At 62.1% G+C, this 10762-nt stretch carries 12 protein-coding genes; 4 read left to right on the top strand and 8 right to left on the bottom strand.

All coding sequences use genetic code 11. The annotated features are described in order from the left end of the window. On the top strand, window positions 1-365 hold a 365-nt coding region (locus tag EN964_RS12425), incomplete at its 5' end, for an alpha/beta hydrolase (protein WP_164775798.1). A gap of 27 nt (window positions 366-392) precedes the next feature. Here the strand turns inward: EN964_RS12425 and EN964_RS12420 are convergent. Further along, window positions 393-1292, bottom strand: a complete 900-nt coding sequence (locus EN964_RS12420; protein ID WP_013531163.1) for a LysR substrate-binding domain-containing protein — start codon at window positions 1290-1292, stop codon at window positions 393-395. A gap of 218 nt (window positions 1293-1510) precedes the next feature. On the opposite strand from EN964_RS12420, the gene EN964_RS12415 reads away from it, so the two are divergent. Together EN964_RS12415 and EN964_RS39075 are read left to right on the top strand one after the other, a co-directional pair. Further along, window positions 1511-1696, top strand: a complete 186-nt coding sequence (locus tag EN964_RS12415) for a hypothetical protein (RefSeq protein ID WP_032930657.1) — start codon at window positions 1511-1513, stop codon at window positions 1694-1696. 338 nt (window positions 1697-2034) lie between these two features. Then, window positions 2035-2169, top strand: a complete 135-nt coding sequence (locus EN964_RS39075) for a hypothetical protein (protein WP_013531161.1) — start codon at window positions 2035-2037, stop codon at window positions 2167-2169. A 34-nt stretch (window positions 2170-2203) separates the two neighbouring features. Here the strand turns inward: EN964_RS39075 and EN964_RS38140 are convergent, their stop codons facing one another. Then, a complete protein-coding gene (locus EN964_RS38140; RefSeq protein ID WP_127270885.1) occupies window positions 2204-2386 on the bottom strand; it encodes a hypothetical protein in 183 nt (60 codons plus the stop codon). 129 nt (window positions 2387-2515) lie between these two features. Here EN964_RS38140 and EN964_RS12400 point away from each other — a divergent pair, with 129 nt between their 5' ends. Then, the gene (locus EN964_RS12400; protein WP_348625597.1) at window positions 2516-3454 is read left to right on the top strand and encodes a GlxA family transcriptional regulator; all 939 of its coding nucleotides are present in this window, start codon (window positions 2516-2518) and stop codon (window positions 3452-3454) included. 38 nt (window positions 3455-3492) lie between these two features. Here the strand turns inward: EN964_RS12400 and EN964_RS12395 are convergent, their stop codons facing one another. The 6 genes from EN964_RS12395 to EN964_RS12370 all read right to left on the bottom strand — a co-directional run. Next, a complete protein-coding gene (locus EN964_RS12395) occupies window positions 3493-3834 on the bottom strand; it encodes a peptidase inhibitor family I36 protein (RefSeq protein WP_023812325.1) in 342 nt (113 codons plus the stop codon). A 168-nt stretch (window positions 3835-4002) separates the two neighbouring features. Next, window positions 4003-4851, bottom strand: a complete 849-nt coding sequence (locus EN964_RS12390; protein WP_127272437.1) for a DUF1194 domain-containing protein — start codon at window positions 4849-4851, stop codon at window positions 4003-4005. A gap of 95 nt (window positions 4852-4946) precedes the next feature. After that, window positions 4947-7508: an FAD-dependent oxidoreductase gene (locus EN964_RS12385; protein WP_127270286.1), complete on the bottom strand. Its 2562-nt coding sequence runs from the start codon at window positions 7506-7508 to the stop codon at window positions 4947-4949. Window positions 7509-7667: 159 nt separating this feature from the next. Continuing rightward, the gene (locus EN964_RS12380; protein ID WP_127272436.1) at window positions 7668-8426 is read right to left on the bottom strand and encodes an FkbM family methyltransferase; all 759 of its coding nucleotides are present in this window, start codon (window positions 8424-8426) and stop codon (window positions 7668-7670) included. After that, window positions 8423-9655 (bottom strand): glycosyltransferase 87 family protein, encoded by a 1233-nt coding sequence (locus tag EN964_RS12375; RefSeq protein ID WP_127272435.1) that lies wholly within the window; start codon window positions 9653-9655, stop codon window positions 8423-8425. Before EN964_RS12375 ends, EN964_RS12380 begins: the two co-directional genes overlap by 4 nt. Window positions 9656-9674: 19 nt before the next feature. Next, the coding region (locus EN964_RS12370) for an aspartate aminotransferase family protein (RefSeq protein WP_164775797.1) at window positions 9675-10762 on the bottom strand (1088 nt) is incomplete at its 5' end.

Below are 10762 nucleotides of genomic sequence, written 5' to 3'. Positions count from 1 at the left end.
ACCCTTGGCTGGGCATAGCTGGCGGAAGTGAGGCGATTCGCCTGTACAGTGCCGGCATCGATCCCAGCGACTGGCACATCAGCCCGGTCTATGGAGATCTGTCAGTGCTGCCAAGAACGCTGCTTTTGACCGGCTCGCGCGATCTTTTGACTCCCGACAATCTGATCTTCGCCGAAAAAGCCCGCGCAGCCGGCGTTGAAATCGATCTTGTCTATGAGGAAGGCATGTTCCACGTCTGGCCGCTGATTGACATGCCGGAAGCCCGGCGCGCCCGCGAGCGCATCGTCGCCTTTCTCGGGGAGAGCCGGATCGTGCACGATACGAGAGTAAGGCCTGAACAGCGCCCCGCCGAAGCGGCGGAGTAGCTTTATACTATCGTCCTTACCAGCCGGTCAGAACTTGCCGGTTTCCCGGAAGACTTCGAAAGTCGCGCGGATGTGGTCGGCAACGGCCTTGACCGGGGCACTGGCATCCGGCGCCACCACCATCGCCAGATTGTAGGTCCCGATGTCGGGCATGCCGTCCTTCGGGCAGAGTTCGACCATGTCATTGCCGAGGAACGACTTCGGCAATGGCGCCACGGCGAGATCGGACATGATCGCGGCGCGCTGGCCGGCCGTGTGCGCGCTCATATAGGCGATGCGGTAATTGCGGCCCTCGCGGCCAAGCGCATCGAGCGCCCCGGCACGCCAGGCGCAGCCCTCTTCCCACAGCGACACCGGCAGCGGCTCGCGCAGATGCGCGCAGCCGCCCTTGGCACCGGCCCAGACGATCGGCTCGGTCAGCAGCACCTCGGCGCCGAGCGCGCTGGTCTTGTAGGAATTGGTCAGCAGCGTGATGTCGAGCGCCCGGTCGTCCATGCGCCGGCGCAGATTGCTGCTCTGGTCGATGGTGACGTCGACGGCGATCGACGGATGCGACTGCGCAAAACGCTTCAGCACATGCGGCAGCACGCGCTCACCGTAATCGTCCGGCGAGCCAAGCCGCACCACACCGACAATCTCGGGAATGATGAACTTCGACACCACCTCGCGATTGATGGACAGCAGTCGGCGGGCATAGCCGAGCAGCATCTCGCCATCCGTCGTCAGCGACACCGAGCGAGCGTCGCGCGCGAACACGGAGCGGCCGAGAATGTCCTCGAGCTTCTTGATCTGCATGGAAACGGCTGACGGCGTGCGGAACACGGCATTGGCGGCGGTGGTGAAGCTGCCGGTCTCGGCAATCGCCACGAACGTGCGCAAAACATCGAGATCGAGCAGCGGCAGCGGATGATTGAGCGGGGCGTTCATGGCAACCGACCTTCAATTTTTCTGATACAAAACATCATTCCATTTCGTTTGATTGAACATCAGATTGGGAGGATAGTCAACTCCATCGAAGCAGTAGCTGCCACAAGCAGCCATGAAACGACCTCGACACAGACCTGCATTCGACACGAAATGAAGTTGAAACAAACCCGCAGTAGCCAACTCGCTGTCTGGCACTCGCCAACCCAAAGGAGAAAGAGATGTCTATCCTGTCGTCCCTTGGTCGCATCGCGACCGAATTCAGCGCGGCGCGCGCCCGCTACCAGACTGAACGCGCTATCCGCTCCCTGCCGATCGAACTGCAGAAGGACATCGGCTGGCCTGAAGCTTCCGATACCAAGACCGGTACTCGCAACGGCGTCGGATCCTGGGCTGGAGCAAAGTAGATCGTGTGTACCATGTGCTGAAGGCCTGCCGCGCAAACCGCCCGGCAGGCCTTCTCTATTTTATTTGCACTCAAATGAATTTTTAGAGCCATGTTTCCAGCGCATGACGCATATGAGAAAGCCGCATAGCAGCCCTCTTTTCAATTAATCCCTTGTAAATAATCGTAAATTTTGGGCACCTTGCCCAAATCTGTCGCAACCGATGTCGCATTTCATATCAAGCGCTTCGCTTTTGCGATTTAGTTTCTGCTTACACAAGCCTATATCGGCGCCAGCAAACGAGCTGCCCCACTCCATCAAGCGAAGGCGACCCGTCTGAGCAACAAATGGAGATGATTATGAAGCTTTTTGCACGCCTCTTTGCCCGCCGCGAAATGAACCTGACCACCGCCCTCGAGCGTCAGCGTCTCGCCAACACCATGCCCGGCCAGACCGGCGCCATGAATGCGGCCCGCCTCGGCTTCGTCGCCTGAAGATTTTTAGGGGCAGCGCATCCCTGCCGCTGCTTTAAAACTGTAACGCCGCCTGGCTCCAGCCAAGGCGGCGTTTTTGTTTTGCGCGCAGGCAGTACGTTGCCCGTCCCTTGAACAGTTCGTGCCACTTCCAGGGCTCGCTGCACGCCGATTGCCCGTTTGCGACCCATGTCGCAAATTTAATCTCGTCGTAGCGGCGTAGCCGATTGACAGACATGGTTTTTCCTGATGTCGCTATGCTATTCGCGACATCCTGTTCGCGCCATGGCTGTGTGAGGTTCCCTTGAACGCCGTAAAGCATCCGATCAAGCGATCGTTTGTATTCTTCCTTATTCCCGATTTCACCATGATCGCTTTTGCGACCGCGCTCGACCCGTTGCGTTCGGCCAATCGCATGCTCGGCTACGAGGCCTATCGCTGGCGCCTCGCCAGCATCGACGGCAAGCCGGTGCGCGCCTCGAACGGGGTCGAATGCGCGGTCAACACCTCGCTCGAGGACGAGCGCAAGAAGATGGCAGGCCCCGACCGGCCGAACATGGCCATCGTCTGCAGCGGCATCAATGTCGAGCGCTACCAGAACAAGTCCGCCTTCGCCTGGCTGCGCGAGGAATACAATCGCGGCGTCGCCGTCGGCGGCCTGTGCACCGGCGCGCATATCCTCGCCGCCGCCGGCCTGCTGTCCAACAAGCGCTGCGCCATCCACTGGGAGAACCTGCCGGGCTTTTCCGAAGCGTTCCCGAAGGCCAACGTCTTTGCCGACCTCTTCGAGATCGACCAGAACATCTACACCTGCGCCGGTGGCACCGCCGCACTCGACATGATGCTGAAGCTGATCGGCGACGACTTTGACGAGAACCTCGTCAACCGCGTCTGCGAGCAGGTGCTGACCGACCGCGTGCGCAGCCCCACCGACCGCCAGCGCCTGCCACTTCGCGCCCGCCTCGGCGTCCAGAACTCGAAAGTGCTGACCATCATCGAACTGATGGAGGGCAATCTGTCGGAGCCGCTGTCACTGATCGAGATCGCCGACCATGTCGACCTGTCGCGCCGCCAGATCGAACGGCTGTTCCGCACCGAGATGGGGCGCTCCCCTGCCCGCTACTATCTGGAAATCCGGCTCGACCGCGCCAGGCATCTGCTAATCCAGTCGTCGATGCCGGTGGTCGAGGTGGCGGTCGCCTGCGGCTTCGTCTCGGCCTCGCATTTCTCCAAATGCTACCGAGAACTCTACGCCCGCTCGCCGCAACAAGAGCGCGTCGACCGCAAGCAGCTGCTGGCAGCCTGATCCGACCCGTAACCGGTCTGCGCTCCGCCGCCTGAACCTCAGTAGTCGTCGCAGGTGCATTCCGCCGAGGAGATACGGTCGTTCCAGTCACTACCGCCCAAATTGCGGATCCTGCGCGTGATCTCGATCGAGCGGCCGCCCATCCGAGAATCCTCATAGGCCACGAGCGTGCAGCCGCGGCGGACGATCACCGACGACACACGGTCATTCCAGAACTGGCCGCCACGAAAATTTACGGAATCCTCGGCACCCATGCCGATGGACCGCCCGCGAAAATTCCCGTTCTCGAACATGATGCAGGCAGCCTGGTTGTATTGGGCGCTGGCGACGTCGGCATAAAGCACAGACGCGACTGCGGTCAGGATGGCAAGACGTCTCATCGGTGTTTCCTCGGTTTGGCCGCGCTCCTGGCTGGATCACGCGGCCCGCCCAGTTTGCCACTGCTTCGGTAGCGGAGGCAAGCCTGGAGCGTAAGCCCGAACAGGTAGGCAGCGGGGGCAAGAATGGGAGCCGGTTCGGCCAAAGATCACGCTCAACGGAGAAGAGCTTTAGCGGCTGTCGAACATCCAACTGCGGTTTCGCCACATTTTCTCACCGACCAGACAGTCGGTGGTGGACCTCTCCTGCGCCAATATCACCGGCGGATGCGCGGCTTCTTCCGCCGCCCATTGCGGCGAGGCCGGACCGGCGAGTTCCAGCACCAGCTTGCGGCGAATGGCTTCGGGAAACTGCGTCCAGTCATTGACCGGGATCATGAAGGCTCCGGGACCACCAATGACGCAGTCGCTGTAGTAGCGATCGAGATTGCTGACGTCGTAGGCGCCGGAAAAACCGCCTCGCGTCATCAGCGGCAGGCCATTGATGACGATGCCTTGCTTGATCAGCCCGTCGCGGGTCAGATTGACCGGCGCACCCTGGTTGTTGGGGCCGTCGCCCGAAATGTCGATGACCCGCTTCGTGCCCCGGTAGCCGCTTTCGGCAAACAGGTCGTTGCCGAACTCCAGCGCTCCGGAGATCGAGGTGCGCCGCGCGCTATTGGGCGGCTGCGCCGACAACTGCGCGACCACGCGCTCGGCGTCGGTGCGGCTGGCGATCACCGTCCACGGCACGATGACGCGCTGCCAGGTGGTGCCGGCCCATTCGACATAGGTAACGGCGATCTTGCCATAAGCGCCATCGGCAATGGCTTGCAGCACATTGTCGTGCGTCAGCGCCGCTGCGTAACCGTGACGCTGGATCTCGAGTTCGTCCGGTGACATCGACAGCGAGACATCGACGGCCAGCACCAGCTCGACATCGACGGGCTCGTCAGCAAGGGACGCCGGCGCCAACCAAAGCGTCAGCGCGAACGCGGCACAGCTCGAAAGCAAATGTCTAGCACAGGCAAAAGCAGACATTCCGCAAGGGTAAGCGAAAACCGCCGGCTTAAAAAGAGAAAAGCCCGGCCGGTGGCCAGGCTTTTGCCTTCATGCCTTTTTGCGCTTGCGAGCACTCAGCTGCGCGGCTTCAAATTCTCCGGATCGTAGAGCGGCTTGTAGCCGACGGCGGCGACTTCGACCGGATATGTCTCGCCAAAATACTCGATGGTGAGCTTACGGCCTTCCTGGGCGTACGCCCACGGCAGATAGGCGAGACCTATGTTCTTGCCGATGGTCGGGCCGTAGGCCATCGAGGTGGTGAAGGACCGCCGGCCGAGGTCGTCGACCAGCGTCTCGCCGGTCTTCGGGTCCATTACAGGCATGGTGCCAACGGGATAGCGGGCAACACCTTTGGAATCGACATTACTGGTCATCACCAGCGTGCACAGCATGGCCGGCTGGTGCTCGCGGGCTCGGAACTCTACATGCCTGGCCTTGCCGCAAAAGTCGTTCTCCTTGACCTTCGGACGGGCGAGATCCGCTTCGAGCAGATTGTACTCGGTCAAAAGGTCGGCGTTCTGCAGGCGCAGGCTCTTTTCCATGCGGCGCGTGTTGGCATAGGTCTCGACGCCGAAGGGCATCACGCCGGTCGAGCGCAGGGCGTCCCAGACGGCCAGGCCGTCCTCGTAGCGCATGTGCAGTTCCCAGCCCTGCTCGCCGACATAGGAGATGCGGAAAGCGGTGACATCCTTGCCGCCGATCCGGACCGGCTTGATCGCCGCGAATGGGAAGTTCTCAACAGAGAGCCCGTCCGGATTTTCGACCACCTTCTGCAAGGTCGCCCGGGCGTTCGGCCCCCAGATGCCGATAGTGACGTATTTCTCGGTCACGTCGGTGATAGTGACGTCGAAGCCTTTGTCCTGTGCCGTGCGGCGCATGTACTGGAAGTCGCGTGGACCGGCGTCCGCGCCGTCGATCAAACGACAGCGGTCAGCCATGCGGATGACGGTAAAGTCGGCCCGCACCATGCCTTCCTCGTCGAGGAAGTGGGTGTAGATGCCCTTGCCGATGTTGTTGTCGCCGCCGATCTTGGCCGCGCACAGCCATTCCAGCAGCGCGACATGGTCGGGACCTTCGATGTCATACATGGCGAAATGCGACAGGTTGACGATGCCGCAATCCTCGCTCATGGCGAGATGCTCGGCATTGGAGACGCGCCAGAAATGGCGGTTGTCCCACTCATTCTCGCGCACCGGCACGCGGTTGCCGTATTTCTCCAAAAGGTGCTCGTTGGCGGCATAGCCGTGGGCGCGCTCCCAGCCGCCGAGCTCCATGAAATAACCGCCAAGTTCCTTCTCGCGCTCCCAGAACGGCGAGCGCCTGATGTTGCGGGCCTTGGAGAACGGCTCGCGCGGATGCACCGCCGGATTGTAGACCTTCATCGCGGTCTCGGTGCAGCGATCCCAGATGAATTGCTCCTTGGTCTGGTGCGGATAGAACCGTGCATAGTCGATGGCATGGTGATCGATTGCGGTGCGGCCGTCGGTCATCCAGTCGGCGATCAGCTTGCCCATGCCGGGACCATCCTTGACCCAGATGGCGACGGCATACCAAAGGCCCCGCACCTTCTGGCTTTCGCCCATGGACGGGCCGCCATCAGCCGTCACCTGGAGAAGCCCGTTGAAGGAATGGCTCTCATTGTAGCCGAGTTCGCCGAGGATCGGCGTCAGTTCCATGGCGCGTTCGAGCGGTGCCAGGATCTGCTCCATGTCGAGGTCGCGCTGTGAGGGCGAAAGCCGCGCCTGATCCTTCTCCAGCAGGTCGCGCGGATGGCACAGGCGCGGATTGGTCTCTTCGTAGTAACCCCACTCGATCTGCCCGCCCTCGGCGGTCTTTGGATCGCCGGTGTCGCGCATATAGGCCGAGTTGCCCTGGTCGCGCAGCAGCGGCCAGCCGATCTCCTTGCCCGTGCCGGCGAACTCGTTGTAGGGGCCGAAGAAGGTCAGCGGATGGTCGATCGGCATGACCGGCAGGTCCTCGCCGACCATTTCCGCGATCAGCCGGCCCCAGATCCCGGCGCAGACGATGACATAGTCGGCCTCGATGGTGCCGCGGTCCGTCACCACGCCTGATATGCGGCCGTCCTTGACGACAAGCGACCGAGCCGACGTGTTGGCGAAGGATTTGAGCTTGCCGGACGCTTCCGCCTGATCGACCAGCTTGCCGGCGACCGTCTGCGAGCGCGGGATGACCAGACCGGCATCGGGATCCCAAAGGCCACCCTGGACAATCGCTTCTTCGATGAGTGGAAATTTCTCCTTGATCTCGGCCGGCTCGATCAGGCGGGCGCGCGTGCCAAACGCCTTGGCCGAGGCGATCTTGCGCTTGATCTCCTCCATGCGGCCGTCGTCGCCGACGCGCGCGACCTCAAGGCCGCCGATGCGCGCGTAGTGGCCCATCTTCTCGTAGAAATCGATGGAGTAGAGCGTCGTCCAGCACGACAGGAAATCGTGGCTGGTCGTGTAGCAGAAGTCGGAGGCGTGCGCCGTCGAGCCGATGTCGGTCGGGATGCCCGATTTGTCGATGCCGACAATGTCATCCCAGCCGCGTTCGATCAGGTGATGGGCGATCGATGCGCCGACGATACCGCCCAGGCCGACGATGACGACCTTCGCCTTTTTCGGAAACTCTGCCATTGCCCGCGACTCCAAAGTGATAAAGCGCGCGGACTATAAGGCGGAGCAGCAGCACGATTGAAGCCTGTTTGCGACATTGGCAAAAAGCCGAGCGACCAGACGGCAGAATGCTTCCCGTCGGACCCTTGGCGGTTCGCCTTCCAAGGTGAAGGCTATAACTCAGGCGAAGGCCCAGATGTCCTCGGCCTGGAAGCCGACCTGATAACCTGCTGTCTTCAGCTTGACCACGACCTGGCCGATCTCGGCCGCGGGCAGCGCGCCGACCTCGACCTTGATCATGCCGGGACGGTAGCGCTTGAGGTCGAGCTGTTCGAAGACGATCCAGTCGGCGCCCTCGCAATCGACGAGAAAGGCGTCGATATGGGTGATGCCATTGCGGTCGAGCAGCGTCTGCAAGGTCTCGGATGGCACCTCGATGTCCCTGAGATGCGGCGCGAACTTGTTGAAGTTGGTGTCGGCCTCGCCCCAGGCATTCTTGCCCGACATCAGATTGGTGTCGGTGACCGACGAGCAGCCGATGAACTCGATGGGCAACGTGCCGGCCTCGAGCGCGGCGGCATCGAAAGTGTGGACGGTGATCGTGCCCTTTGTCTTCGTCACCGCCACCGGCTCGATGATGAACCGGCTGGTGTCGGGGTAGTTGGCGCGCAGTCGTTTCTGATTGTACGGCATCGGCTCGACCAGCATCGCGCGTGCGCCAGCTATGCGGTGCAGCCACGGCGTCACATCGTCGAACAGCGCACCGTCGCAGGCACCGACATTGACCATCTGGAACGGTCGCCCTGCCCCACCAAATCGCGCCTTCAGCGCCGCCCTGGCCAGGAACTTCGTGCCGCGCAGCGACGGCCCGCGATCGAGAACACTACTTGGAAGACCAAGCGACAGGGCAACGCGCGCCAGGCTGGATAGCGAACTCATGGCTTGTCTCCGGGAATGATTGGCAAGGGCGCGCGATTCTGGCCACGAGCCGCGGCTGCCCACAGCGCCATGAACGGCGTCGCCAGCAGCAGGAATGGCGGGATCAGATGCGGGAAATAGATGCGCGTGTCGTGGATCGGAAAGACGGTGAACTTCGCCAGCGCGCCGAGCACCAGTGCCGCAAACAGGATGCCGGCGCGGCGGTCGAGGCGGAAGCCGGCGCGGGCGGCGGCAAACCAGCCGGCCAGTGCCAGCACCGACACGCCGACCCAGCTGTTCAGGCTGACGGCACGCAGCAGCGAGGCGGCAAACGCCCTGAGATAGGCGGTGACCGAGAATGGCGGTTCGAACCCGTCCATATTGTAATGCTGCTCAATGCTGGAGAACCACAAATGCGGCCACCAGCCTGGATGATGAGCCCAGTGCGAAATGGCGAAATAGGCGACGAAGGAAGCGGCGAAGCCGGCCAGCGCGCCCCACGCCTTCTGCCGGAACGCAACCAGCAGCACGGCAAAAATGGCAAGAAAAACAATATTGTCTGGCCGCACCATGAAGGCGAGAAAGAGCAGGAGCGCCGTTGCCATCTCGCGACCGCGGACATAGGCGTAGAGCCCGCCGAGCAACAGCGCCGAACACAACAAATCCGGCGTCGAGGCGCGCGCCGCATCGCCGAAATCAGCCATGATCAGCACCGCGCCGACCACAGGCGCCAAGGCCAGTGCCCCTTCGGAGCGCAGCCACATCAGGGCGATCGCGCCGAACAGCAGAACCGAGAACACTGAGACCAGGCGCATCGCCTCGACCGGCGACATCACCGCGCTCATCGTCGACAGTATCTCGGCGTAGAGAAATTTGATCCGGTACATGCCGAGCAGTGAATGGAAGTCGGCGGCATTCTCCGCCATGTGACTGCGGAAGCCGCCGCCATCGTCGGTCAGCGCCTTATAGTCGCCTGCGGACACGCCCGATTTGACAGTGCTGTAGGCATAGTCATGCAGCGCCTGTGCATCGGGATAGGTGCCTTCCTCCGCTATAGCGAGATAGGGCAGCATGTCCCAGTTGGCGTCGGGCATCACCCATGCGGTGAACGCTGTAAAAAGAATGTAAAGCGCGAAAGCCGCCGCGCCGATCGGTGCTGCCAGCCGCGCATAAGTCCCCTCGCCCCACGTCAGAACGGGCTCGGTGAGCCGGTCGACTGGGTTTTGTGGAGCGGGCGACTTGGTCAGCATCGTTGTATCCAGCGAGCGCTTAACGGACCTGGCTTTTGACGAAATCCTTCACGATTCCCACGATGCCGCGCGACAGCAGGCTGTCGAAGGCATCGACGAAGCGGTCGACATGCTCGCGCTGGCAGATCAGCGGCGGCTCGAGCCGGATGACGTTGCGGTTGTATTCGGTGAAGGCGACTAACACATCGTAGTCGCGCAGCAGCAGCGCCCCGATGAAGCCCGACAGCGAACCCTTCAGCTTGTCGTCGAGCACGCTGACGATCGGCCGCAGCACCATCGGCAAGGTCTGCGAGAAGTCGTGGAACTCCAGGCCGATCATAAAACCCTTGCCGCGCACCTCCTTGATGATCTTCGGGTACTTTTCCCTGAGCGCCTGCAGGCGCTGCAGCAAATAGTCGCCGGTGACGGCGGCATTGTCGATCAGCCCCTCGTCGTAGAGCACGTTGAGCCCCTCGATCGAGGTGACGCAGGCCTCGCCCATGCCGCCGAAGGTCGCCATGGCATGGATCATCGCCGTTTTCGGCGTGCCATAGGCCTTCATATAAACCTCGCGCCGCGCGATCATCGCGCCGACCGCGGCCTTGCCGGCGCCAAGCGATTTGGCCAGCGCCGTCACATCGGGAATGACGCCGTAATGCTCGAAAGCATAGAAGCGGCCTGACCGGCCATAGCCGCACTGCACTTCGTCGGCGACCCACAACACGCCATACTGGTCGCACAGTGCGCGCAGCTTCTGCCAATATTCGGCCGGCGCCTGGATGATGCCGCCACCGCCCTGGATGGTTTCAAGCACGATGACCCCGACCTCCGGATCGGAGCGGAACAGGCGCTCGACCGCCTCGATGTCGGCAAACGGGATGCGGACCGTGTTTTCGGCCACCTTGAAGTCCGCGCGGTAAAGCTGCCCGTCGGTGATGCCCAGCACGCCTTTGGTCTTGCCGTGGAAGGAATTCTCGGCATAGACGATCTTCGGCCGCTTCGGACCGGCCGCGCGCTCGGCGAGCTTCACCGCCGCTTCCATCGCTTCCGAACCGGACGAGCCCAAAAATACCATGTCGAGATCGCCGGGCGAGCATTTGGCGATGTTGTGCGCAAGCGCTGCCGCAT

The organism is Mesorhizobium sp. M7A.F.Ca.CA.001.10.2.1, from assembly GCF_003998575.1.
Classification (GTDB): Bacteria; Pseudomonadota; Alphaproteobacteria; order Rhizobiales; family Rhizobiaceae; genus Mesorhizobium.
The sequence above is the reverse complement of the archived record's forward strand: the minus strand, read 5'-3'. Positions and strand labels throughout refer to the sequence as shown.

What these genes read in the sequence shown, in the direction of transcription:
- EN964_RS12380 (WP_127272436.1), bottom strand. Translation starts at nt 8,426, where the DNA reads ATGAGTTCGCTATCCAGCCTGGCGCGCGTTGCCCTGTCGCTTGGTCTT.
- EN964_RS12400 (WP_348625597.1), top strand. Translation starts at nt 2,516, where the DNA reads ATGATCGCTTTTGCGACCGCGCTCGACCCGTTGCGTTCGGCCAATCGC.
- EN964_RS39075 (WP_013531161.1), top strand. Translation starts at nt 2,035, where the DNA reads ATGAAGCTTTTTGCACGCCTCTTTGCCCGCCGCGAAATGAACCTGACC.
- EN964_RS38140 (WP_127270885.1), bottom strand. Translation starts at nt 2,386, where the DNA reads ATGTCTGTCAATCGGCTACGCCGCTACGACGAGATTAAATTTGCGACA.
- EN964_RS12385 (WP_127270286.1), bottom strand. Translation starts at nt 7,508, where the DNA reads ATGGCAGAGTTTCCGAAAAAGGCGAAGGTCGTCATCGTCGGCCTGGGC.
- EN964_RS12420 (WP_013531163.1), bottom strand. Translation starts at nt 1,292, where the DNA reads ATGAACGCCCCGCTCAATCATCCGCTGCCGCTGCTCGATCTCGATGTT.
- EN964_RS12390 (WP_127272437.1), bottom strand. Translation starts at nt 4,851, where the DNA reads ATGTCTGCTTTTGCCTGTGCTAGACATTTGCTTTCGAGCTGTGCCGCG.
- EN964_RS12395 (WP_023812325.1), bottom strand. Translation starts at nt 3,834, where the DNA reads ATGAGACGTCTTGCCATCCTGACCGCAGTCGCGTCTGTGCTTTATGCC.
- EN964_RS12375 (WP_127272435.1), bottom strand. Translation starts at nt 9,655, where the DNA reads ATGCTGACCAAGTCGCCCGCTCCACAAAACCCAGTCGACCGGCTCACC.
- EN964_RS12415 (WP_032930657.1), top strand. Translation starts at nt 1,511, where the DNA reads ATGTCTATCCTGTCGTCCCTTGGTCGCATCGCGACCGAATTCAGCGCG.